This is a genomic window from Dyadobacter sp. HNCC25DJ183 (assembly GCF_056895175.1).
This window is the reverse complement of record NZ_JBXHAP010000004.1, coordinates 364,284-389,355: the sequence shown is the minus strand read 5'-3', so window position 1 is coordinate 389,355 and position 25,072 is coordinate 364,284. Positions and strand designations below refer to the sequence as shown.

The following is a 25,072-nucleotide window of genomic DNA, read 5'->3' as shown; positions in this document are numbered from 1 at the left end:
AAATCGAACACACTGCTACCTGGGATTTCGTTTTCATTAAGTTGTAAAACAGGTATTTATGGAAAATAGCTGCTCCGGTACAGTTATTTAACCGACATTATCGGAATAAATCAAATTGCGTTTATGAAGCGTGTGTTTCTGGGAGAATTTGAAGAGGTAGTGTTGCTGACCGTCGCCATACTGGGCGAGAATGCCTATGCAGTAACCGTGACTCAGGAGCTCGAACGTAAAACGGGCAGACTGGTCGGATTCAGTTCCGTCCACACAACCTTGCAGCGCATGGAGCAAAAGGGTTACCTGACTTCTGTCATGGGCGGGGCTACTGCTGAGCGGGGCGGACGCCGCAAGCGCTTTTTTGTAGTTACGGCACTTGGGCAAAAAGTACTGCAAGAAGTAAAGCAAGTTCGTGACGATCTGTGGAATGCATTGCCGCAATCCGGATTCCAATTATCAAAAGGGTAGATGAAAAAGATGAACCCGCCACATTGGGCCGCCAGGCTTCTGGCCCGCTTCGCTGACCCGAACACTTCCGAGGAAGTACAGGGCGATTTGCTCGAAATGTATGATCACTGGGTGCAAACCGTGGGTGTAGCACGTGCCAGGCGACACTACATTTTGAATGTATTTAAACTGCTGCGCCCTTTTGCAAGGGACAAGAAGTCGCGCGAATATTCCAAAACCTATTTAGCCAGTCCAGCCATGATCCGTAACTACTTCAAAGTCGCATTAAGAAACCTCACCAAAAACAAAGGATATTCTTTCATCAACATCGGCGGGCTCGCTGCCGGAATGGCTGTTGCCATGCTGATCGGGCTCTGGATCCATGATGAATTTTCATTCAATAAATACCATCAAAACTATGACAGGGTAGCCAAGGTCATGCAGACAGTAACGGCAGATGGTACCAAACACTACGGTGAATACATGCCTGCTCCACTGGGGAACGAACTTCGTACGCACTATGGCGCCGACTTCAGATACATTGTTATGTCGTCATTTTCCGGGGAGCATATCGTCGCGAATGGGGAAAAGAAATTCACCAGAAAAGGCACTTATATGAGCGAGGAAGCGCCTGAATTATTCTCACTGAAAATGCTCAGCGGAACGAGGTCGGGCCTGGATGAACCTTACTCGATCATGTTGTCGGAGAGTGTGGCAAAGGTTCTTTTCGGGAATGCAAATCCAGTGGGTAAAATCGTGAGACTTGATAATGCGATGAACCTGAAAGTGACGGGTGTTTATGAAGATCTTCCTTATAATACAGAATTTCGCGACCTGACTTTCATTGCACCCTGGGACTTGTATGTGGCAACGCAAAGCTGGGTTAAATCTGCGCTGGACAATGCGGAATGGGATAATAATTCGTGGCAGATACTGGCGCAGCTCAGCCCCAAGGCCGATATGGCTCAGGTATCTGAAAAGATCAGGCACATCAAGCTCAAACACTCGCCGCAGACGGCTTACCTCAAACCGGAGGTGTTCCTGCATCCGATGGAAAAGTGGCACCTGTATTCCGGCTGGGATTCATCGGGCAATATCAATGCACGCATTCAGTACGTATGGTTATTTGGTATAATCGGAACATTTGTACTGCTGCTGGCTTCCATTAATTTTATGAATCTGAGTACAGCCCGGTCCGAAAAGCGGGCGAAGGAAGTGGGTATCCGCAAAGCAATCGGTTCTCTGCGCGGCCAGCTTATCGGTCAGTTCCTAAGTGAGTCTTTGCTTGTGGTCGCCTGTGCATTCGTGCTTTCCATTGCACTGGTTGTGCTGCTGCTTCCCGCATTCAATGTACTGGCAGACAAGCAAATTGCCTTCCTGTGGACAAACCCATTGTTCTGGTTTGCCGGCATTGCGTTTTGTCTCATCACCGGTGTGATATCCGGGAGTTATCCCGCCCTTTACCTCTCGTCTTTTCAGCCCGTAAAAGTATTGAAGGGCACCTTCTCCCTGGGACGTTTTGCCGCTGTTCCCCGTAAGGTGCTGGTTGTCCTGCAATTCACTGTATCGGTTACCCTGATTATCGGTACGATCATCGTATACAGACAAATCCAGCATGCTAAAAACCGTCCGATCGGCTATGACCGTAACGGTCTGATCACGGTCAGTATCAATACCCCAGAACTTTACAATCAGTACAATGTATTAAGAGGGAGTTTGCTGGAAACAGGGGCCGCTGTGGAAATGTCCACATCATCCACGGCACCCACTCAAAACAGCTCCAATAATGGCGGATTTGAATGGGAAGGTAAAGACCCGAATTTCAAAGACAACTTTTGCACGGTAGGCGTGACGCACGATTTTGGTAAAACAGTCGGCTGGCAGTTTGTCGGGGGACGGGATTTTTCCAGATCATTTTCAACGGACTCAACAGGCATGGTCATGAATGAAGCCGCATTGAAATATATGGGCTACAAGCAACCTGCGGAGATGATCGGGAAGTATATGAAATGGAATGGAGTAACCTACACTGTCGTCGGTGTGATTAAAGATATGTTGATGGATTCTCCCTTTGAACCGGTGAGGCCCGCGCTTTTTATGGTTAACTATGGCTGGGCGAATGTGATCAACATCAAGCTTAATCCGGCTATGTCAGCGCGGGAGTCGCTGGACAAGATCGAAAGTGTTTTTCAGAAGCTTAGTCCGGGAAGTCCGTTCGATTTCAAGTTTGCAGACCAGCAATTCGCCACCAAGTTTTCCACAGAAGAACGCATTGCCAGACTTGCTTCCGTATTTGCTGCACTGGCCGTAATGATCAGTTGCCTGGGCTTATTTGGACTTGCCTCCTTTACTGCCGAGCAGCGTACCAAGGAGATCGGCATCCGGAAAGTATTAGGCGCTACGGTACCGAACCTGTGGGCTCTTTTATCAAAAGATTTTGTGTTGCTGGTGATTGTTTCCTGTGCGATCTCGATTCCGCTTGCCTGGTATTTTCTGAATAACTGGCTGCTTTCTTACCAGTACCGCACCGAAATCTCCTGGTGGATTTTTGCAGTGTCCACGTTGGGCGCATTGGTGATTACGCTGCTTACCGTCAGCTACCAGGCAATCCGCGCCGCATTGCTGGATCCGGTGAAGTCTTTAAAAACGGAGTAGGGGTTTACGAGCCAACTTTGGCATGATTTTACTTAGCTGACGCATCGTTCAAATCACTTTGTATCTGCTATCGATTATGTTGTTTTTAAGGAGTTTGCGATTAAATGTACTGGTATCCTGCTTTTTCATTCCGGTTGCGGCCTGCATTGCCCAGGAAGCGGGGCAGGAGCAGTTCGACAAAAAGATTATCGCCAAAGGCACTTCCGATCCGTGGGAAATCGTGTTCGGTCCCGACCAGCATCTTTGGATTACCGAATCAAAAGATTACAGGGTGCTCCGGATTGATCCTGCAAGCGGGAACAAGGAGGTACTGATCGACCTCAGCACCGCGAAGACTTTCCCCAACTACGATAAGCTGAATGATTCCATTGACGGCGGAAAACCGCTGCCGCAGGGGGGCTTAATGGGAATGGCGCTGCATCCGATGCTTTTGAAAGGCAAGCCGTTCGTTTACCTCGCGTTTGTTTATGATTTTGAGGGTAAAGACAGGCCCGGCGATGGCCACGACCCGAAAGACCACGGCTATCATTATAAAACAAAAATCGTCCGCTGCACTTACGATCCGCAAACCCAGAAGCTTCAAAATCCGGAGACCATTTGCGATGTGATCCCGGGTAGCAATGACCATAACGGAGGCAGGTTGCTGATTTCGGCTGTAAATGGAAAGAGCTACCTCTTTTATTCTGTCGGGGATATGGGCGCCGGACAGTTTAAGAATGCAGAACGGACCAATCACGCTCAGGATCCGGATGTTTATGAGGGTAAAATGCTGCGTTTCAACACAGAACCCGATCAGGATAGCAAAAAGGATGAAGCCTGGATCCCAAACGACAATCCGTTTAACCGCAAGAGCAGACAGAATGCAGTTTGGTCGATAGGGCACCGGAACCCGCAGGGCCTGGATATGATGGAAATCAATGGGCAGCCGGTAATTTATTCCTCCGAGCACGGGCCGTTTTCTGACGATGAGATCAATATCATCAAAGGCGGCAGAAATTACGGGCACCCGCTGGTGATTGGTTATGCCGATGGAAACTACAACGGACTTTCTGCGGGTGTTACCGATAAGGACAACCTGCCTGGCAAATGGAACACTACTTACCCGTACATCGAAAATGAGCAGGTGAATGCCGGAAAGCTCAAAAACTTCGAACCGCCTGTTAAAAGCTTTTTTGCAACTGAAAACAAGCAGCTGCTTGCATTTGCGGATACGATCCGGGCAGGCAAAAAGAGCCCCGACTGGCGTCGCTGGCACCCTCGGGAATTGCCGCCTACACTTCCGGCGCTATTCCGGGCTGGAAGAACTCGCTCCTGATTACCTCACTTAAAAAAGGCAAAATCGTGCGTTTGAAGCTGAATGCGGCAGGTACCGGAGTTGAAGAAGAAAGGGAGTATTTTATGAATAAAGTAAGATACCGCGACGTGGCGGTTTCAGCAGACGGAACGAAAATCTATGTAGTAACGGACAAGTCCGCGGTAACCTCGGGCCCGTCAGGAGAGAATCCCGAAGAATCGGCGGAGCAGGGAGCGATTATTGAATTTACCTATAAGCCGTAAACGCCGGAATTCGGTTTTGCACTATTTCGGATTGTTATTAAGTGGCTTGCTATTTGCCTGACGATGAGATAGCATTGCGCAGTCAACAATTTGATATCGTTATGAAGCACTTCATTTTTTTATTCCTGATCATTCTTTCGGGTTCGGTATACGCGCAGCAGGAATCTTTCCAACCGCCAAGGCGCGTTTTTACAGTTGCGGAACATCCAGCCCAATTCCCGGGCGGAGAGGAGGCGCTTCAAAAGTATTTCTCGGAAAATTTGATACAGCCCCAAACGCGCAAAGAACAAACCGTGGTGACTACTTTTATTGTCAACGAAACCGGTGTTATCCAGGATGTGCAGGTATTGAAACCCCGCAAGAAGGCATTTAATGACGAAGCTGTCCGGGTAATTAAAAATATGCCCGCCTGGACACCTGCATTGCAGAGTGGCCACGTGGTTGCATATAAAGTCGAGCTTCCTGTGGTATTCCATGCGCAGAAGCAGCAATAACCACAGGGAAGCTGCTCTCAGTTTTCCTTGCTGACCTTGAAAAGCAGTTTGCCGATCAGGTCGCGTATCTTGTTTTTTAATGCCAGATGCAGCACCAGCAGCAGGATCACAAATCCGAGCAATATCAGGTAGCCGAGATAATCGCTTTCCAGCCACCGGTTGAGTAACTGACCGGCTACGAGCAAAATGGTGATCATAATGCAGAGTCCGATAATCGCCGCCAGCAGGTAGTATACAGCGGGAGACGCCATTTTCGATACGCGTCCATACACTTCGGCGCGTATCGCATTGAGCTTATCATCAATAAAGTTTGTCACTGTGTCAAAAAGCTTGTTTTTGGCAGCAACGGGGTCAATATGAATGCCTGATTTCTCCTTTTGTGCGCCGGCGACTGGCTGGCCAGGTGCTTCCTGCTGGAATTCCTGCCTTACCAGGAGCACAGCATGTTCGTTCGGCCGGATTTCATGACCGTCAGATTTGGCAAAAACCTTGGTAAACTCAGCCCCGAAGTAGAGGATAATGGAAGAGTAGTAGATCCAGGAAAGTAAAATAACAATGGAAGCAGACGCTCCGTAGGTTGCGCCCAGGTCAGAGCTGCCGAGGTAAAAGCTGATCGCAAACTTACCAATTGCGAAAAGTATGGAGGTAAATCCCGCTCCGATGAGACATTCTTTCCAGCGTACGTGCCCGTCGGGCAACACTTTGAAGACTACGGCAAACAGCGCCGCTATGATCACGAGCACCAGTCCAACATTCAGGACTGAGAAAATAACGACGGAAACATCAGAAAAGTAGCGTTCAAGCCGGGCACTCAGCAGATCAACCGCAGTATTCACGCCGAGCGTAACAACCAGCAGGAAGCCCAGTGTTACAATGAGTGAAAATGACAACAGCCTGTTTTTTAGGTATTGCAGCCAGCCTTTCTTCGGCTTGGACTTGATCGCCCAGATGTAATTGATGGAATCCTGTATCTCCGCAAAAACCCCGGTGGCACCTATCAGCAGCGTCACGCCCCCGATTATTGCCGCGGTGGTCGACTTGTCGGTGATCGCCGCATTTTTGATCAGCTCCTGGATCTGAACGGCGGCTTCTTTCCCCAACAAACCCTGCAGTTGTCCATAAAGCTCACCCTCAAAAGCCTCCCGGCCAAAGAAGAAGCTCACAATGGAAATGATCAGCAGGAGCATTGGCGCCAGCGAAAAGACTGTATAGTATGATAATGCGGCGCTCAGTTTGAGTACATTATCGTTAGAAAACTCTGAAAAGGTTTCCTTCAACAGCGAGATGGTATACTTGATTTTTTTCATACGTAGCAATTTATATTCAACATACCTGACCGACGGGCAAGTGTATTCCGGGTTTCTACCGGTTACATAATCCCGAAACGCGTATGTTGTATACAAAGACCTTACCAGCGCTGAATGCGCGGCTGTACTTCCCGGAATTTCATCTGTGAGAGGCGAAATACGGGCAGAGCAGGAGAGAAGAATGTCAGGTATCCCGGTTTTTATCAGAAAGTAAACCCGACCGCCATTTTAGACCAGAGATATGGCCGGTTGCCGCCGTTAATGCGGTTGCCGCTCTGATAGGGTTTTACGTAGAATATGGAAGCATTGAAATACATCCGTTTGAATAGCCGCTGCTGGTAACCCAGCGCCAGTCCGGCGGTCGTCGCGCGTTGCGTAAACTTGTTCTGGGGCACAAATGGATAGTTGGTTGCAGCTTTGAAAATTTCGTATCCACCCTTCAAGGCAGTGTAAGGACCGGAAAGGTTATTGCCCGCCCTGCCTTTTCTCATCATCATTTTTTGCAGAAAATAATACCGGAATTCAGCGCTGGTGCTGACGGAGGAATAACGTTGCTCGTAGCTGTCGGAACCCCGCATATTAAACAGAGATCCATTCAGGCTGCCTTGTACCGAAAGGGGCGCATTACCAATTCTTCTCTCATAGGCAATGCCGCCACGGAGCGATTGCTGCAGCCAGCCTATGGATATATTCGGCATTTCGATCTTCCACTGGCTTTTCACCGACTCGTCACACAGGATCACGTCACAGGCAGGACCCGTTGAAGTTCTTTTCCAATCACCAAATGCAACCCCGATGTTAGCCTGCGTACCCAAAACGAAGTTTTTGACATCGAACCGATTTTGATACTCATAAAACCTGATGTGGGAATAGGGATTTTGGAAGAGTCCCAATGCAAAATCAATGTACCCATTATTGAGGAAGCGGCTCTGGAATCCGTATAACAAACCCATTCTGCTGACACTTTGCCGGTATGGGGCGGCTTTGTAAATGGATTGTTCGTAGCTGAAACCAATGTAAGTCCCGCTGAAATTGTTGGCATGAAGTCCGCTCGCAATCCGCTTGTTCATATTGTAAAACCACCGCGCTTTTACATTGCCGTAGATGTTTACAAAGTCGGTGTTGAAATGCACCAGCCTCTCGGCAAAGCTCGCATTGTCCTGGCTAAGCTGGGCATAAACAGAAGCTTCAAGCGACAAAGAGGGGAGGAGCTTGTATTCGTAGCCAATGTTAATTCCCGTTCCCTGAATATCCGAACTGGTAATCGCAGCTTTGAACAAGTGCCGGGTTGGTACTTTGGTCATGAAAACGTTTTCATACCGGTCTATAAAAAGCTGTTTTCGCAGAGTATCCGTTTCCTGGTAGATTTCTGTGCGGACATTATCCTGCCCGTTCACAGAGACGTTGGCAAACAAAAATGCCAGGAAGGCAAGTGACTTTCTCATTGTTGCGGATTGAAAGGTTGGTTGGTGTGGGCACACCAGGCGGATTGTTCATATACATTCCGAGTCAAAGAGGTGCCGAAGTATATGAAAGGTTGTACCTCCCTTTTCTTTGCTTGAAATTATTTTAAGCAAACAGCCACCAATAAAAACGGGCAGCTGGAATAACAGCAGCCCGCCCTTTTTTCAGATAACCCGGTAGCGTAAAGCATGTTAATTCGATTGGTTGTGGTCGAACTGCATTACCCACATGCAGTTACCGGGCCAGTAAGTGCCGATTGCTTCGTGGCTGACGAGCTCGTCGTCAACAACCTCGTAGCCGGTAATGCAGCCGCCTGAACTTTCGAGATCAGCTTTCGCGCGGTTATATAACTTGATCCAGGTATCGGGGGAAATGAGCTCCTGAGAGACGTGGAAAAGCTTACGCCAGGGCTCATCAGAGTTAGCACCATACCTTTGGATGAGATAATGTTTGAAGCTTTCATTACTCAATGTAATTACCGGCCGCCTTTCGCTTTCAAGTTTCATAGTATGATAGAATTAGTTGTACAAACAGAATGTATGTGACCGAGGTATTACTAAAAACATACCAGGGTAAAATCCTGTTAAAAGCGAGGGGATTTTAGCTGAATAGCCAATCTATCTGGCTCCTGAATATTCCTGCTTTTTGGCTCTCAGGAGCGCGTAGTTGCGGTGTGTGGAAAGGGAGTTGTCCAGTAGCTCGAAAAGGCCCAGGTTTTTGAGTGCATACCAATTGATTTTCAATAGATAAAGGCTCACATAGGAGTGTGGATTTCTGCGGATAAATGCAGCAGTTTCCGCAAGTAGTTCCTCTCTTTCTGTACGCTGTTTTTCAAGCCAGTACCGGGTACTGTCCTGTTGATTTTTCTTCCTGGCGCGGGCTTCTTCTACAACCCATTTATTGGCCCGTAAATCGGAGGGTTTTTGAATGCTGTCGTTGAAAAGCTGCCATTCCGAATTGCTGCGCGAGTTGGTAACAATTGATTTCGAAACATTTCCGGTATCCAGCCTGATCACCGTTCCCGATTCAAAGAAAAAAGTAAGTGAACCTTTCAATTGGGACACCTGCAACTGGTACAGGTCAGGCAAGAGATTTTTGTCCATTTTAAGGTGCGTTGTGTCAAAGCCAAGCTGAATGGAATGTACCACGGCCGCAAATCCTTTTTCACGCGTCAGCAAAATAGCGCGGCGGTCGTTCAGAACGCGCGGCGACACGATACTGATTTTTACATTCTGTGAAAAAGAAACAAGCTGGGCGGCCACAATGAAAAGAAGAGGCAGTAAGCTTTTGAGCATGGATCCGGGCTGACATTTGGCTTCAATGTAACGAAAAAAAGTTGGGCGCAGTTTGTCACCAAACCCAACTTTCACAAAGACTTCCATTCACTATTTAATATGCGCTTTGATCACGACAGGCTGGTGATCAGAAGGATAGCGTTGTTCCCTGGCGTCTGTAAGAACGCCGTATTTCAGAACATCCACATTTTTACTTACAAAAATATAGTCAATGCGCTTATCCATTTTCGCGTCGAATTTGAAGCTGTTGAAAGTACCCTCAGGTCCGTAAGGAGGCTGTTTGGTCACTTCATGCGCGTCGCTCAAAATCCCCTGTATAGCCCTGATCTGTTCTGTTTCAGGTGTTGAGTTGAAATCCCCTGTCAGGAATACGGTCGATTTGCCTGCGATTTCATTGATCTTTTTTACCATCAATTGTCCCGACTGTTTCCGCGCTTCCACGCCTTGGTGGTCAAAATGCACATTGAAAAAGAAGAACTCCTTTTTCGTGTCGCGGTCCTGGAACTTGGCCCAGGAGCAGATCCGGTTGCAGCAGGTTGCATCCCAGCCTTTGCCAGGTTTATCAGGCGTTTCGCTCAGCCAGAAATCGCCCGATTTCAACAGTTTGAAACGGTCTTTTTTGTAAAAGATAGCCGAGTGCTCGCCACCCTCTTTGCCATCGTCGCGCCCTTTTCCGTAGAATGCAAATTCCGGCAATTCAGCCACATCTTTCAGCTGACCGATCAATGCTTCCTGTACACCAAAAATGTCGAATTCATGGAAGCGGATCAACGCTTTTACATTCTCTTTCCGGTTTGGCCACGCATTAATGCCATCGTTGGAAGTATTGTACCGGAGATTGTAGCTCGCCACGTTAATGGTACCCTTTTGGGCAAAGACGGCGGTCGATAAAGCAAGGAGCAGAAGGAAAGGAAAGATTAATCGTTTCATGATGTGGATTTTATGATGACTATATACTAATTGTTTTGAGCGAATACCTTTGTTACCCTGAGCTCACTTTTGTCACCGTGAGCGGAGCTTTTTTGTCACCCTGAGCGGAGCTTTTTTGTCACCCTGAGCGGAGTCGAAGGGAGTAGCGTGGTCGCCCGCCCTTCGACTCCGCTCAGGGTGACAAAGGTACTTTCAGGGTGACAAAGCACTGTACTTTCACGGTGACAAAGCTTTGGCAAGGCGACAAAGGTGTTAACTTTTCCCTTTTCTCGCAATCAAAAACTTCCCTACAACCTCGCCGTCGTCTCGGATCATTTTCAAGTCTAACTGCTTTTTCGTGGCGTGCAACTTGATTAATGTGCGCTTGCCTTCCAATGGGCCGCCGCCTATGACGATCGGGAAATTGTGGTCGGCGTCTGGCTCGTGCGTCATGTAGCGGTGTGTGTGACCGGATATTTGTAAATCGATTTTGGCTTTGTTCAAAACCGGCCCAAAAACCTGGCGACAATGCAGCGTACCATGCCACTCCCCGGAATGGTAAGGTGAAATGTGGATCAGTACAACGCGGAAATCAGCCTTTTTAAATTCCGCAGATTCCACTTCTTTTTCCAGCCACTTCTTCTGCGTTTCGCGGTAGCGGTCAAATGCGATCAATCCGCCATAATCCACTGCATCGTCAGCCTTATCTTCCCCTGAATCGAGTACGACAAACCGCACCGGTCCGCGGGTGAATGCGTAATAGTATTTGTTTTCGGGATAAGCATAATAGTCAGGAATGTGACGCGAAAAACTGCCGCGGCATTCGTGGTTACCCTGTGTCAAAATAAAAGGCAGTTCGGTAGCAAAGATATCCACGCAGGGTTTGATCAGGTGATCTATCATTTGCTGCTCTTCGGAAACCCAGTCGAAGCAGTCGCCATTGAAAACCACAAAATCATAGTCACGCGTGTTGCCCGTGTAGCCGTGACGATAAAGCAGCTGAGGGATGATTTGGGGACGGTCGTGAATGTCGTTGAAAATAACCATCTTGAATTCTTCCTCATTCTCGGCCGGCGTTTTAAAGCTCAGCAGCGCACTCGAAATTGTCTCGCCAAATTCCACCTTTGAACCTTTGTAGCCCGTTATCTCCGTGGATACAATCTTGTACTTATGTTCGGTCCCGGGTTTGAGATTCCTGAGTGTAATCTTGTTGATGCGGTTGTTAGCTTCTATTAACCCATTGGTGTAGCCAAATTCGCGCATGCTGGTGTAGGTGCCCGCACCGTACTCCACCCAGCTGAAACAATTTTTGTGCGTGATCCACATGATCGTCAATTCGTCGGTGCCCATATTTTGCAGGTACGGGCCCGCAACAAAATGGTTCTTTTCTTCTGCCGCATTGTCGCCTGCCGCCATTGCTGCCTGTGAAGCACTGAGCGGAAGTAAGCTCAATGCGCCGATCCGGGACATTTTCTCAAGGAAGGATCTTCTGTCTGAAAGCATAAATGTTAAAAGTTTAGGAATAGTCGTTTTGGTATCTTACTCCCAGTTCGGGTTTTGCGTCAGGTTGGTATTCAGTAGCCGCTCCTGTTTCGGGATCGGGTAAAGATAGTCCCTGCTTTCATTAAACTTCTTGGTAATATGTCCGTTTACAACGATGTTACCACCCTTGTTCCCGTTTTCGAGCAGGATCTCGCTGCCTAGTTTCAGCAGCTGCGCCCCTGGAACTACGGGTTTTGTACCTTCATAAATCACGAGATCTACCTTTCCGTTTTTGTCAAGATCATAGTTGCCGGGACCAGGGAAGTACATTCCCTTGAATTGTTCGGTCAAAAGCTGACCTTCTTTCCAGCGGACAATATCGTCCCAGCGAAGGAAGTTCTCCATCACCAGTTCTACTCTTCTCTCCCGACGAATTTCCAGGAGCACACCCGCATTTTTACCGCTCAGATTGGTGTACATCTGTGCCTGGTAAGGGTCCGGTTTTGCATTTGCATTCACCATATTAATGTTCGGCATGCCCACGCGTTCCCGGGTAAGCCTGGTAGACATTTCAAGATCTTCCTGCGTCAGCGTACCTTTTTCCGCCTTTGCTTCGGCATAGTTCAACAGCACTTCGGCATACCTGAAAATCGGCATATCTGTAATATCCTTGTTGAATGTGTCCCATTTAGGTTCCGATACGAACTTGATCAGCTGGTAACCCGTGACAGTAGCGCCAAACTCGGGAACAAGCCTGGCAGTTTCACCAATGCGCGTGTAACCCGGCGTGCGGATCGTCTGCGACAGGCGCGGATCACGGTTTTGGGTTTCTTCAAAAAACTGCATGGTCTCGTAACCTTTGATGTCGGTAAATCGCGATCCGTCTTTCATCAGGTAGCTGTTGACCAGCTTTTTCTCCAAACCCGGCTTGCCGTAAGAAGCCGTCATTGTGTAGTAGTTCAGGTTGTGGTACACCTGCAATTCATCACTAAAATCACGGGCAAGGATTATTTCATCGGCAATCGCATTATCGGCTGAGAACAGTTTAAGGTAGGCAGTCTCGGGCGTGGCCTTGTAAATAGAATATCCGCTGTTGGTCATCAATTCCTGTGAAGCAGCAATGCTGGCGTCAAGGAATTTGTCCGAATCAGGCAGGTTGAACTCGGTGTGGTACTTTCTGAATGTGCCTTCATAAAGGCCAATGCGCGATTTCAATGCAAGTACCGTCCACTTGGTAATCGTATTCACCTGCCTGGTCGTAGTGCCGCCAAGGGCAAGGGTAGCATATTCGAGGTCGGCCATTACCGAGTCCATGACCAAGGTGCGCGGGTCACGTGCTTTGGTGAGCATTTCTTCGTCTTCCACCTCGATCGTGGCTGAATACCAGGGTACATCGCCAAACCTTTTTACCATATTGAAGTAAAAATAAGCACGGAAAAAACGGGCGATCCCATTGTATTTGGCTACCGCATTCTTGTCCTGACATTTACCGGAGTTGGCCAGGAAGTAGTTGATATTTCTCAAACTTCCCCAAGACCACCCGCCGCCGCTCGTAGGCACAATGCGCGTACCTTGTAACTCGTCGCGCAGGTTATTTTTCACCACGTTGTCTACATCCTCATTGTACACATCCTCTGCGCCGGGCAGCATATTGTAAAAGGAGTTGGTGTAAAGCAAAACGTCATTTTCGGTGTTAAAGAAAGTCTCGGGAGAAATGGCATCCATGGGAAGCCGGTTCAGGTCACAAGAAGCCAGCCCGATACTGAGGACTATAATGGCGATTAACTTTTTCATATCAGTATTTTGAATTTTTTGGACCGCGTTAGAAATTGATGCTCAAACCAGCAGAATACGTTTTTGCAAGCGGGTAAGTCCGCCCGTTGGTACTGTCGCCGTCAAATTGTTCCGGGTCGATGTACTTTGTTCTGAGTGGCGTGTAGGTCAGCAGGTTCTCACCGCTGATATAGATCCGGGCATTCGGAATGCGCACTTTCCTGGTAATGCTGGCAGGAATGGTGTAGCCGATCACCACGTTTTTCAACCTGAGGTAACCCACATTCTGCACGTACCGGTCATTTCTCGCATTCAGGTCGCCGCCGCCATTCAATGCAGTATAGCCGCGCAGGATAGGGAAGTAAGCATCCTGGTTTTCAGGTGTCCAGACATCCTTTTCAAATTCTCTTGGAATAAAAGAATAGTACGGGCGGGAGTAAGGTCCCCAGAACTTATCCGCATTCGCACCCGGGTACCAGTTTTTACGAATTATACCCTGCGCCAATGCAGAGAAGTCGAAACCGCCCCAGGATGCGCCTAAGTTGATTCCGTAACGGAATCTCGGACTTGTATTTCCAATGATTTTCAAATCACCGTGATCAGCCAATGTATTCGCTCCTTCTGAAATTTTGCCGTCGCCATTTACGTCGATGAATTTCAGATCGCCCGCTTGCAGCTTGCTCCATTCGCCCGGCGCGCTCAAACGCTGCTTGTTTACGAGAGTCTGATCGACGGTATAGGCTTGCGCTTCCTCATTTGTTTTGAAAAAACCATCAATCGAGTATCCCCACATTTCACCGATTGTCTGACCGACGTAGCGGTTTGACAGGATTTTATTCGGGTTATCAAATTTGGTAATCTTGGCTTTGTAGTCAGACAAAATAAAGGACGCATTATAAGAAAACGATTTCCCGGCCAGCTTAAACTGGTCGCGCCAGTTGATCGACAGTTCAAATCCCCGCGTTTCCAGGTCGCCTGCATTCTGGGTCGGAACCGTGGCTCCGTAAACCGCCGGAAGTACTTTTCCCGGGATCAGCATATCCGTCGTTTTCCTGATGTAAGCGTCAAATGACAGGTTCAGCTTGTTCTGCCAGAGATCGGCATCGATACCAATGTTAGACGTAGTTGCCTTTTCCCAGGTCAGGTTGGACGAGATCGGATTTGGATTGTTTACGTAGTTCAGTTTCTGTCCGTTTGTCATCCACGACGACAAAGAAGTGGGCATTGTAGAAATGTAGGGATAGTAGCTAGAAGAGTTATTGTTTGAAGGAAGCTGATTACCCAATGTTCCGTAAGAAGCCCTGATCTTTAAGTTCGTAACTACGTCCCGCACAGGCTCAAAGAACTTTTCTTCACTGATCCTCCAACCTGCTGAAAAAGAAGGAAAGAATCCGTAACGCCGTCCTTCTCCAAAACGCGAAGTGCCGTCATAGCGTCCATTCACTTCCAGAAGGTACTTGCCCATATAATCATAATTCACCCGGAAGAATGCACCGAATAGCGAGTATTGGTAAGATCCGCCTTCTGTCAGCTGCTCGCCGGTTCCGAGATCCAGGTCGTTGAGACTTTCTGAAAGCAGGTTTTTGCGCGCGCCAAACAACCGCTGGTGTTTCTTGTTTTCGTAGTTCATCCCCATTGTTCCCGCGAGGTAATGCTTGCCCAAAGTCTTGTTGTAGGAAGTATACAGGTTCGTTACATTCATCGGGTCAAACCAGAAAGTCTTCTTCATCTGGTCTGTGTTGTAATTCGGAACCGGGGTCAGAATGCCAGGCTGAATGGAATATTGCGCCACTGCAGAACGGTACCAATCGTCGGCGATATAGAAAGAGTAGGAGTGATTGGCAACGAGGTTCCAGTTTTTGGTAAAATCCATGGTTACCGTATTGATGGTCGTCAGCTCATGCACTTTCTTTTCGCCGCCCGCTGCGCCTTTCAGCAAATTTGCAAACAGCCCGTCACCAATAGAGTAGTTGTTTTTCAATGTATTATAAGTAGCAGTTCCGTCAGGATTTCGCGGTGCATAAGCAGGCATTGCATGCACAGTTATAGCCACAAAATTGGAATTTGCACCGCCTTCCAACCCCGGATATTTATATTTTGAGTCAAAATACTGGGTGTTGTTGCTCACTTTCAGCCAGGGAGTAAGCTGCGCATTCACCTTGGTCCGCAAAGTATAGGAATTGAAGCGGTCGGTATTGATCCGCATAATTCCATCCTTTTGAAAAGCCGAACCCGACAGGAAATAATTGACCTTCTCCGTTCCTCCCGATAGGTTAAGGTTGTGCTGCATTGAAGGCTCTCTCATGTCGAAAACCGTGTTCCACCAGTCGTAGTTACCATAGTAGTTGTAAATGTCTTTGCCATTTACATTCTTCACCACAGTCCACGGGCGCTCCGGGTTTTCGGTTTTATCATACCTTCTCTTTTCCAACTCGGCATAATCTTCTTCCGAGTAGCGCGTGTAAGTATTGCCGGTGGCACGTTTGAAAGCTTCGTCGTTGAGCATGGTATGCTCGTATCCGTTTGTCAGGAAGTCAGTACTTACCGTGGGTTTTCCCCACCCGAAGTTGTTGCTGTAAGAAACGCTCGTTTTGCCGCTTTTGGCTGTTTTGGTCGTAACCAGGATTACCCCGAATGCACCGCGCGCACCATAGATCGCCGAAGCTGCCGCATCTTTCAAAACAGAAACAGACTCCACGTCACCCGGGTTGATCCGGTTGATATCGCCCGGTATCCCGTCGATCAGTACAAGCGGTCCGCCGCCGTTAATGGAAGTTTCGCCACGCACATTGAGGTTACCGCCCGATCCGGGCTGGCCCGTGCTGAATGTAATGTTCAGGTTGGGCACCATTCCCTGCAGGATCTGCGACATATTATTAAGCGGCCTGTTTTCCAGATCTTTCGAAGTCACCTGGCTCACAGCGCCGGTCAGGTTCACGCGTTTTTGGGTACCATAACCCACCACCACCACTTCCGACAATGCTTTGTCATCCGATTTCATGGTTACATTTACCTCCGAGCGGTTTCCTACTACGACCTCCTGTGAGATGTAACCCACAAAGCTGAACACCAGCACAGATTCAGGATTGGGTACTGTGAGTGTAAATCTTCCGTCATTGTCGGTCGTTGTGCCTTGTGTACTACCTTTCAAAACCACGCTGACACCGGGCAATGTCCCCTGCGCGTCTGACGCAGTCACAGAACCCTTCACCGTAATGTCCAGTGGCCGTACGTATTGATCGAGTCTTTCTTCGAGTTCGATGATATGCGATTCCTCGCGGGTTGCTTTCGTTTTTGCCAAAACAATCTGCTCGTTGATCACCTTATACTCAATCCCGCGCGGGGTCAGCAGCTGGTCGAGTACCCGTGAGAGCTTTTGGTTCTTCACGTCGATCGTCACCTGTTCGCGCACAGAGACGCGGCTGCTGTAAACAAACTGGGTATTGGCCTTTTCCTGAATCCGGTTCAGGGCTTCTTTCAATGACACGTTTTTGAGGCTGAGTGTCACGTCTTTACTTAGCAGCGATTGAGCCGTAGTCTCTTTCGCGTAACTGCCACCGGCAAGAACGGTGACGATAATCCATTGAAGCAGTCCAATGCGCATGATCTTTCGCCAATTGAGCGGCTTGTTACGTACTGTTTTTTGCATAATTTTGATTGTCTGATGGTTAGGCACTGTTGGATAAAAAACATCCTTTTGATCGGTGGTACGAGAAGAAAGGATGGGATCTTGAACCGGAGGTGGTGGTACACCTTCGGTTTTTTTAATGTGGGCTAAGAGCGGGTCTTTTTTACAGGCTAGTCACATGGCATCGCATTAATGGTGATGTTTTCTCCGGAAAGTACATAGCTGGCATCCAGGGTGGTACAAAGCATTTCAAGGATACTGCTCAGCGGCTGCGACTCGAAGTTCGCAGTGACGCTGCATCGGGCAACTCCCGGGTTCGCGAGGCTGATATTCACCTTGAAGCGCTTTTCAAGCTGGTCTATCACCTGGTTTACCGGGGTTTCTTCAAAAACAATTGTAACTGGTTCGTAAATGGGTTTTCGCGACGGAATAGCGATTGGGCGCGCCGTCAGCTTGCCCGAAGCAAGCTCAAAGAGTGCCTGTTCCTGCGGTTTAAGAATGACCTGCTGAGAACTACCGCCCGTATTTTTAGCCAGTACCGACACACTTCCTGTGACGACATCCACCTGAAACACTTCCGTGGAAACGGGCGCCCTGACATTGAAACTCGTACCAAGCACACGGATCACCAGCTTGCCGCTTTCTATGTAGAATGGTTTGGAGGGATTTTTCTGAATGTCAAAAAAGCCTTCTCCCGAAAAGGTAACAGCCCGCCGCTTTGCTTCAAACTGCTGCGGATAGGTGATAACGGCGCCGGGATGCATGGATACCGAGCTATTGTCGGGCAGCCGGTGCATAACAATGCGTTTCTCGTTATTTTTAAAAGTAGTCAGTTGAAGCGACTGCTCGTGGAACTCGGCGGCGATCTCTGGTTCGCCTTCCTGTTGTTTGACAGGGTACTGGAAGTAAATGCCTATCGCCAGCAATATGGAAGCAGCAATTCCGATCAGCCAGCCCAGGTTCAGCCTGCGCGGCGCTTCTTCTTCCTCGGGTTGGAGGCGATTTTTGATTTCGTGCAAAGTGGTATCCTGCAAAGCCTGCTGATCTTCTTCCGGCAGCGTGTCAAGGTATTCGCCGCTACCACGCAGGGATTCGTACCAGGCTTCCACCTGCGCCTTTTCGGCTTCTGTACATTCGTCTGTCAGGTACTTCTGGAGTAGGGAAGGAGGGATACCGGCTGGCTTCATTTCTGGACTAATGGTTTATACCAGGAAGTCGCGCGCCGGAAACGCAACCCTTAGTCAGTCCTGAAAAATATTTTAAAAGATAATAGAGGCAATCAATGCCGAGATGATATGCTCTTTTAAATGTGACCTTAAAACCCGTAGTGCGCGGGTGATATGTGCCTCAACGGTCTTTTCAGAAATGGCGAGCCGCTCACCGATCTGCTTATTGGCAAAACCCTGGCGGCTGAGGACGAACACTTCCTGGCATTTGGCCGGAAGCAGGTGCAATCCCTCTTCATACCTGTTCTGAAGATCGGCTAACAACACCGGCTGGTCGGTCGTATCATCTACTTCGATCCGTTCTGCTTTCCATTGATCGTAGTGGCGAAGACGGGTGTACTCTTTCCGGTAAAAAGAAATAATCTGCCTTTTGGTAATGGTAAATAGAAGAGACCGGCAGCAGGTTGCATTCAGGTTCCTGCGCTGCTGCCACAAGTTTACAAACAGCTCCTGAATGATCTCCTGAGCGGCAAACTGATCGTTTACCTTGCTGTAAGCATAGTTGAACAGCGTTTTGAAATAACGGCTGTAAAGCGCTTCAAATGCAAGCTCGTCATCCTGCTCGCGGATGAGCGCAAGGATATTTTCATCGGAACAGCTCGTGTAAATGTGGTTCATAATGAAGATCGCCTGGGAAGTCTGACTATAACTCAGTTGGGAAGGTTTGCAAAATTCGGAAATAAATTTATTACGACCTGTTTGAGCAGATTAAGTAATCTCTTCCTTTTTTTTACTTTGTTAACTAAAAATTAACACGTGCAAGGCGAATACGATCCTTTTACGGTTAATATTTATGATTGTTAAGGAAAGAGCATTACCTCCATAATCCAGCCCATGAAAAATTACCCGCAGGCCGCGCGCATTCTCGTGGCCATTGACTGCATCATTTTCGGTTTCGACGGAAAAGACATCAAGCTGCTGCTTATTAAAAGAAATTTCGAACCGGAAAAAGGAAAATGGTCCCTGATGGGCGGGTTTGTCAATCACGACGAGGACTTATCGGAAGGTGCAGCGCGCATTCTCTACAACCTGACCGGACTTAAAAACATCTATGTGGAGCAGCTGGAAACTTTCGGGAAAGTAAGCCGCGACCCGGGTGAACGGACGGTTTCAGTTGTTTTTTTCGCATTGATCAAGATCGATGACCACGATTCGGAAGCAGTGAAAAACCACAATGCATCTTGGATTGTGCTGGAAAATCGCCCTAAGCTGATCTTTGACCACGAACAAATGGTCGTCCGCGCGATTGAACACCTCAAATACAAAGCGGCATTGCATCCGATCGGCTTCGAGCTCCTGCCTGAGCGTTTTACTATTCCTCAGCTGCAAAAGCTTTACGAAGCGATCTACAATATCCCCATTGACCGCCGGAATTTCAGTCGCAAGCTGCTGTCAACCGGCTTACTGATCGACACGGGCGACAAAAACAACAACAGCGCTACAAAAAAAGCAACCCTATACAAGCTCGACACGGACAAGTACAGAGCCAAATTCCATTCGTTCTGGAACTTCATGCCTGATTCGATGAAAGAGGTTGAGGTTTGAAGAATGAGTGAATGAGTGAATGAGTGAATGAGTAAAATACGATTCGATTATTCATTCATTCTATCATTCACTCATTCAAAATTGAATTGTGTCAATAGTACACCAGAAACAAATTTATTTATATTTGTTAGCTGATAAATTAAATAATACTGCCTTATTGCTCTGAATTATCCTAAACCGTTTATATGAAACAAGATTATGTAATTGGAATTGACTTTGGGACCGACTCGGTGCGCGCGCTGGTAGTGGATGCGCATTCGGGGAAGCAGGCGGGCACTGCAGTGCATGAATATGTCCGCTGGAAACAAGGTAAGTATTGCGATCCTTCGCGCTCGCAGTTCAGGCAGCACCCGCTGGACTACCTGGAAAGTATGGAAAGTGCCGTGCTAGCGGCACTGGACCAGGCGCCGGCTGAGGCCAGGGCGGCTGTTCGTGGTATTTCGATCGATACTACTGGCTCCACGCCGGTTGCGGTGGATCAAACGGGAACGCCGCTCGCTATGCTCCCGGGCATGGAAGATAATCCCAATGGGATGTTTATTCTCTGGAAAGACCATACTGCGAATGCAGAAGCAGATGAAATTAACAGGCTGGCGCGCAGCTGGACCGAGGATTATACCAGATATGTCGGCGGAATATATTCTTCCGAATGGTTCTGGGCCAAAATCCTGCATACGCTCAGGGCCGATCAGCAAGTGCGCGATAAAGCGTTTTCGTGGGTGGAACATTGTGACTGGATTTCTGCGGAACTCACAGGAATTACTGATCCGCTCCGCCTGAAAAGGTCCCGGTGCGCGGCCGGGCATAAAGCATTGTGGCACCAGGATTTCGACGGTTTGCCGCCCAATGCATTTCTCAGAGAACTTGATCCACTGCTCGACGGACTTCGCGACCGGCTGTTTGACTCTACTGAAACTTCGGAGAAACCGATGGGTACCATTTCGGAAAAATGGGCACAGCGTTTTGGTATTCCCACAGATACGATCATCGGCGTGGGTGCATTTGACGCACACATGGGTGCAGTGGGTGCATTGATCGAGCCTTATTCGCTGTGCAAAGTAATAGGTACCTCCACCTGCGATATGCTCATTGCGCCAAGCGAAGAAGCGGGGCATTTGCTTATCAAAGGCATTTGCGGGCAGGTCGACGGGTCCATTATCCCGGGTATGCTGGGAATGGAAGCAGGACAGTCTGCATTCGGCGACATTTATGCCTGGTTTGCAAAGCTGATCGTAGAACCCGTACGTGCATTGCTTGGAGAAGAATCTGCCCGGGAATTATTAAAAAATCTGATTCCGCACCTTTCAAAGCTGGCGTCGGAGTTACCTGTCACAGAAACGGACATTGTGGCGATCGACTGGCTCAACGGTCGGCGTACTCCTGATGCGAAACATACCCTGAAAGGGGGGATACTCGGCCTTAATCTTGCAAGCGACAGCGCGCGGGTTTTTAAGGCGCTGGTAGAAGCTACTGCATTTGGTTCCAAGAGCATTGTAGAGCGGTTCAGAAACGAGGGTGTTCCGATAAATCAGGTTATTGCAATCGGAGGAGTGGCTAAAAAGTCTGCATTTGTCATGCAAACACTCGCTGACGTACTTAATATGCCGATCAAAGTAGCCGCTTCTGAGCAGGCTTGTGCGTTGGGGGCAGCTATGTTCGCGGCGGTTGCATCGGGCATTTACCCCACATTACAGGAGGCGCAACAGGCCATGAACCCAGGCTTTGACGCAGTCTACCATCCGAGAGAAAATGAGTCGCAGGTGTACCAGGTACTTTACGAAAAATACCTCACAGCCGGCGCATTCATCGAAAACGATTTCCTGATACAAAAAGAACCTGCGATCGCGGGGTAATCAACTCACCTTACAGCCATTTTACCAGCCACTTGATGCTTGATTTAAAACAATTCGAAATCTGGTTTGTCACGGGAAGCCAGCATTTGTATGGAGAAGATACGCTCCGGCAGGTCGACGACCATTCCCGTATCCTGGCCAAATCTTTTGACGAAGCCGCTGCGATCCCCGTGAGAGTAGTTTTCAAACCGGTAGTGAAGTCTCCAGAGGAGATTTACCAGATTATGCAGGAAGCAAACAGCACAGCAGCCTGCATTGGGCTGGTGGCCTGGATGCACACTTTTTCACCTGCCAAAATGTGGATAAGGGGATTACAGATCCTTCAAAAACCGCTGCTGCATTTACATACACAGTACAACCAGGACATACCCTGGGCGAGTATCGACATGGATTTCATGAACCTCAACCAATCGGCCCATGGTGACCGCGAGTTCGGTTTTATGATGACGCGTATGCGGCTGAACAGGAAAGTGGTCGTTGGTCACTGGCAGCAGCCGGAGGTTTTGGACAACATCGGCGACTGGGCGCGCGTAGCTGCTGCGTGGCACGATATGCAAGGGGCCAGGTTTGTCCGCTTCGGAGATAATATGCGCCAGGTTGCCGTAACAGACGGTGATAAGGTAGCTGCGGAAATGAAATTCGGATTTTCTGTCAATACGTATGCAGTAGGCGACCTGGTACAGGTGATCAACGGGGTCGAAGACCAGGAAGTGAGCAGGCTTGTTGCTGAATACGAGGATACTTACGAGCTGGCCGATGCATTAAAATTGAATGCGGGCCGCCACGGTTCGCTGCGCGATGCAGCCCGCATTGAGCTTGGGTTACATTACTTTTTGAAAGATGGAAATTTCAAGGGATACACCAATACTTTCGAAGATCTGCATGGCATGAAGCAGCTGCCGGGGATCGGCTCGCAGCGGATGATGGCGGCGGGTTTTGGTTACGCAGGCGAGGGTGACTGGAAAACGGCAGCAATGGTGCGCGCGCTGAAAGTAATGGCAAGTGGGCTCAGCGGTGGTAACTCCTTTATGGAAGATTATACTTACCACTTTGATCCGGCCAATCAGCTGGTATTAGGCTCTCACATGCTCGAAATATGCCCCAGCATTGCAGCAGGTAAGGTATCCTGTGAAATTCATGCATTGGGGATAGGAGGGAAGGAGGATCCTGTCCGGCTCGTTTTCAATGCGCCTGCCGGGCCGGCGCTCAACGTGTCACTAATCGATCTGGGTAACCGGTTCCGGATCCTGGTCAATGAAGTAGAGGCGGTGGAAGTCAGCGAAGCGCTGCCCAGGTTGCCTGTGGCGCGGGCATTGTGGAAGCCGCAGCCTGATATGCAAACGGGCTGTGCCGCGTGGATTTATGCTGGCGGCGCACACCACACGGTTTACAGCCAGAACCTGACTGTCAGCCACATTGAAACCTTCGCGGAAATGGCTGGCGTTGAGCTGGTGGTCATTGATCAAAACACAAACCTGCGGCAGCTCAAAAACGAGTTGCGGTGGAGTGAAGCCAGCTATAAATAATTAATTATGTCAAAATACACCTATCTCAAAGAGCAGGTTTACGAGGCCAATATGGAGATCCCCAAAGAGGAACTGGCGATTGTGACCTTCGGAAATGTAAGTGGTATCGACAGGGCGGAAGGCGTCGTGGCGATCAAGCCCAGCGGGGTACCTTATCATCGGCTGAAAGTGGAGGATATCGTAATTGTAGACCTGGATAACGTAGTGATCGAAGGTAGTATGCGTCCCTCTTCGGATACCAGGACTCATACTTTGCTGTACAAAAGTTTTCCGGAAATAGGCGGGGTTTGTCACACGCATTCCACTTACGCGGTTGCGTGGGCGCAGGCTATGAAGCCCATTCCCAACCTGGGTACCACCCACGCCGATCACCTGACCGCCGCAGTTCCGGTTACAGAAGTAATGTCCGACGAGATGATCCAGGGGAATTACGAACTGGAAACGGGCAACCAGATACTTGATCTTTTTGCCCGGAACGGGCTCAGTTATGAAGAGGTGGAAATGGTTCTGGTTGCTTGCCACGGGCCATTTACGTGGGGTAAGGACCCTGCCAAGGCAGTATACAATTCAGTAGTACTGGAAGAAATTGCGCGAATGGCATACCTTACTTTGCAGATCAACCCGCTGGCGGGTACAATCAAGCAGAGCCTCATTGACAAGCATTATTTCAGAAAGCACGGAAAAAATGCCTATTACGGGCAGGAGTAGTTAGTTTTTCTTCTCTATTTTCTTGCTGGCGATCTTGCGCATTTGTTGTAACGCTTCCTGCCGGGACATTCCCTTCTGGTTGGATTTTGCTTCTTCAATGGCTTCTTTTGAAAACCGGCCTTTGAGAATATTATAGAGTGCTAAAAACATTTGGAGTCTTGCTAACGAGCTTAATAAGTGATAACCAAACTTACCAAAGAATAAGCTATAAAAAAACTGCCGGATCGTTTTTGGATCCGGCAGCCTAATATCTTGCGGTTCAAGACTTTATTCTAAACGTTGAGTGTAATTTCTTCTTAGCCAGCAACTTCCTTACGCAACTTGCTTCCTGGATTGAATTCATCCTTGATCCAGCGAACAAAATTGTGGGAGTTGGTTTTGTAAATTTCCATTGACAATGGTTTGATGCCGCTGAACTCAACCTCTTTTACGTATTCAGCGTGCAACTTCAAAATCTCAGACAGGGTCTTGCTATCGGTTTTCATTGAAAATGTTTGGATGTTAAGGTTTACAATAAACACTGAGATCCATTGCTACAAACGTGTTCCCGAACATTGTTTATTTCTTAATATATTTAAATAATTATATCGTAGATCATATAAATACCATACAAATAGTGTTACCGGTCGATAGCAGAATTTAAAGGTAAATGCGCAAATGAGGGGATTGTTACATTTTAGGACAATTTGAGTAAATGCGGGAATCAGAAAATTCCGCGGGAGACGCAACCTGATGTATGGTATTGAGTGCGTCTGCTTGTCCTGAAAATGATGGAAGAATAGCAAAGAGCTTGCCAGGATACCCGGCCACCTTACTAAATCAGATTGCCAGCTTTTTTCTGAGGAAGGTTACTTCAAGCGGCTTGGGAAGAAGATCAATGATGTACGGGCTGGCTTTTACTTTTTCAATGTCGCGGGTATCTATCGTAGACGAAAGCATGAAGATCCGGATCTTGGAACGGAGGTGGTCAGGCAGGTTTTCAAATTCGTCGATGAATTCAAACCCATTCATATCAGGCATTTGCAGATCGAGCAGGATAATCGTGTCGGGAATTGTGCTGCCCTCGTGCAGGAGAAATTTGAGCGCTTCGCGAGCTGAATTGAACGTTTTGACCGAATCGGTGATACCGCTTTTGATCAGCAGCTTTTCGTAAATGAAAAGATCAAAGGCGCTGTCGTCTATTAAGAAGAAGTTGAGAAGTGACTTCAT

Annotated in this window: 22 protein-coding genes; 9 read left to right on the top strand and 13 right to left on the bottom strand. The window is 48.4% G+C overall.

The genetic code is table 11. The annotated features are described in order from the left end of the window. Positions 1-123 precede the first annotated feature (123 nt). The 5 genes from AC1XTG_RS12120 (at position 124) to AC1XTG_RS12100 (ending at position 5,147) form a co-directional block, all read left to right on the top strand. The gene (locus tag AC1XTG_RS12120) at positions 124-462 is read left to right on the top strand and encodes a PadR family transcriptional regulator (protein ID WP_484842180.1); all 339 of its coding nucleotides are present in this window, start codon (positions 124-126) and stop codon (positions 460-462) included. After that, entirely contained in the window at positions 463-3,096 is a 2,634-nt protein-coding gene (locus AC1XTG_RS12115) for an ABC transporter permease (RefSeq protein WP_484842179.1), read from the top strand. 94 nt (positions 3,097-3,190) lie between these two features. Beyond that, positions 3,191-4,411, top strand: a complete 1,221-nt coding sequence (locus AC1XTG_RS12110) for a PQQ-dependent sugar dehydrogenase (RefSeq protein WP_484842178.1) — start codon at positions 3,191-3,193, stop codon at positions 4,409-4,411. After that, the gene (locus tag AC1XTG_RS12105) at positions 4,297-4,653 is read left to right on the top strand and encodes a PQQ-dependent sugar dehydrogenase (protein WP_484842325.1); all 357 of its coding nucleotides are present in this window, start codon (positions 4,297-4,299) and stop codon (positions 4,651-4,653) included. The genes AC1XTG_RS12110 and AC1XTG_RS12105 overlap by 115 nt, the downstream gene beginning before the upstream one ends. A gap of 101 nt (positions 4,654-4,754) precedes the next feature. Continuing rightward, the gene (locus tag AC1XTG_RS12100; RefSeq protein ID WP_056282029.1) at positions 4,755-5,147 is read left to right on the top strand and encodes an energy transducer TonB family protein; all 393 of its coding nucleotides are present in this window, start codon (positions 4,755-4,757) and stop codon (positions 5,145-5,147) included. A 17-nt stretch (positions 5,148-5,164) separates the two neighbouring features. On the opposite strand, the gene AC1XTG_RS12095 is transcribed toward AC1XTG_RS12100, so the two are convergent. The 10 genes from AC1XTG_RS12095 to AC1XTG_RS12050 form a co-directional block, all read right to left on the bottom strand. After that, positions 5,165-6,454 carry a YihY/virulence factor BrkB family protein gene (locus tag AC1XTG_RS12095; protein WP_056282033.1) on the bottom strand — a complete coding sequence of 430 codons (1,290 nt, stop codon included), beginning with the start codon at positions 6,452-6,454 and terminating at the stop codon, positions 5,165-5,167. 203 nt (positions 6,455-6,657) lie between these two features. Next, positions 6,658-7,899 carry a hypothetical protein gene (locus tag AC1XTG_RS12090; RefSeq protein ID WP_484842177.1) on the bottom strand — a complete coding sequence of 414 codons (1,242 nt, stop codon included), beginning with the start codon at positions 7,897-7,899 and terminating at the stop codon, positions 6,658-6,660. A 210-nt stretch (positions 7,900-8,109) separates the two neighbouring features. Then, positions 8,110-8,424, bottom strand: a complete 315-nt coding sequence (locus AC1XTG_RS12085; RefSeq protein ID WP_056282039.1) for a hypothetical protein — start codon at positions 8,422-8,424, stop codon at positions 8,110-8,112. 111 nt (positions 8,425-8,535) lie between these two features. Further along, a complete protein-coding gene (locus tag AC1XTG_RS12080) occupies positions 8,536-9,213 on the bottom strand; it encodes a hypothetical protein (RefSeq protein WP_484842176.1) in 678 nt (225 codons plus the stop codon). 90 nt (positions 9,214-9,303) lie between these two features. After that, the gene (locus AC1XTG_RS12075) at positions 9,304-10,143 is read right to left on the bottom strand and encodes an endonuclease/exonuclease/phosphatase family protein (RefSeq protein WP_484842175.1); all 840 of its coding nucleotides are present in this window, start codon (positions 10,141-10,143) and stop codon (positions 9,304-9,306) included. A gap of 252 nt (positions 10,144-10,395) precedes the next feature. After that, entirely contained in the window at positions 10,396-11,625 is a 1,230-nt protein-coding gene (locus AC1XTG_RS12070) for a purple acid phosphatase family protein (RefSeq protein WP_484842174.1), read from the bottom strand. A 36-nt stretch (positions 11,626-11,661) separates the two neighbouring features. Further along, the gene (locus AC1XTG_RS12065) at positions 11,662-13,398 is read right to left on the bottom strand and encodes a RagB/SusD family nutrient uptake outer membrane protein (RefSeq protein ID WP_484842173.1); all 1,737 of its coding nucleotides are present in this window, start codon (positions 13,396-13,398) and stop codon (positions 11,662-11,664) included. 28 nt (positions 13,399-13,426) lie between these two features. After that, positions 13,427-17,026, bottom strand: coding sequence for a TonB-dependent receptor (locus tag AC1XTG_RS12060; protein ID WP_484842172.1), 3,600 nt, complete (start codon positions 17,024-17,026; stop codon positions 13,427-13,429). 149 nt (positions 17,027-17,175) lie between these two features. Continuing rightward, positions 17,176-18,192, bottom strand: a complete 1,017-nt coding sequence (locus AC1XTG_RS12055) for a FecR family protein (RefSeq protein ID WP_484842171.1) — start codon at positions 18,190-18,192, stop codon at positions 17,176-17,178. A 72-nt stretch (positions 18,193-18,264) separates the two neighbouring features. After that, entirely contained in the window at positions 18,265-18,849 is a 585-nt protein-coding gene (locus AC1XTG_RS12050) for a sigma-70 family RNA polymerase sigma factor (protein WP_484842170.1), read from the bottom strand. 216 nt (positions 18,850-19,065) lie between these two features. Between AC1XTG_RS12050 and AC1XTG_RS12045 the strand changes: the two genes are divergently transcribed. The 4 genes from AC1XTG_RS12045 to AC1XTG_RS12030 all read left to right on the top strand — a co-directional run bounded on the left by AC1XTG_RS12045 (position 19,066) and on the right by AC1XTG_RS12030 (position 23,863). Further along, the gene (locus AC1XTG_RS12045; RefSeq protein WP_484842169.1) at positions 19,066-19,776 is read left to right on the top strand and encodes an NUDIX hydrolase; all 711 of its coding nucleotides are present in this window, start codon (positions 19,066-19,068) and stop codon (positions 19,774-19,776) included. 185 nt (positions 19,777-19,961) lie between these two features. Next, positions 19,962-21,629 (top strand): ribulokinase, encoded by a 1,668-nt coding sequence (locus tag AC1XTG_RS12040; protein ID WP_484842168.1) that lies wholly within the window; start codon positions 19,962-19,964, stop codon positions 21,627-21,629. Positions 21,630-21,664: 35 nt separating this feature from the next. Continuing rightward, the gene (gene araA, locus AC1XTG_RS12035) at positions 21,665-23,155 is read left to right on the top strand and encodes an L-arabinose isomerase (protein ID WP_484842167.1); all 1,491 of its coding nucleotides are present in this window, start codon (positions 21,665-21,667) and stop codon (positions 23,153-23,155) included. A 6-nt stretch (positions 23,156-23,161) separates the two neighbouring features. After that, positions 23,162-23,863 carry an L-ribulose-5-phosphate 4-epimerase gene (locus tag AC1XTG_RS12030; RefSeq protein WP_056282075.1) on the top strand — a complete coding sequence of 234 codons (702 nt, stop codon included), beginning with the start codon at positions 23,162-23,164 and terminating at the stop codon, positions 23,861-23,863. Here AC1XTG_RS12030 and AC1XTG_RS12025 read toward each other — a convergent pair whose 3' ends face one another. The 3 genes from AC1XTG_RS12025 to AC1XTG_RS12015 form a co-directional block, all read right to left on the bottom strand. Beyond that, positions 23,864-24,013 (bottom strand): hypothetical protein, encoded by a 150-nt coding sequence (locus AC1XTG_RS12025; protein WP_200942727.1) that lies wholly within the window; start codon positions 24,011-24,013, stop codon positions 23,864-23,866. It abuts the gene before it with no gap. 146 nt (positions 24,014-24,159) lie between these two features. Continuing rightward, on the bottom strand, positions 24,160-24,348 hold the full coding sequence (locus AC1XTG_RS12020; RefSeq protein WP_031529254.1) for a hypothetical protein: 189 nt from the start codon (positions 24,346-24,348) through the stop codon (positions 24,160-24,162). Positions 24,349-24,682: 334 nt separating this feature from the next. Further along, positions 24,683-25,072, bottom strand: coding sequence for a response regulator (locus AC1XTG_RS12015; RefSeq protein ID WP_056282078.1), 390 nt, complete (start codon positions 25,070-25,072; stop codon positions 24,683-24,685).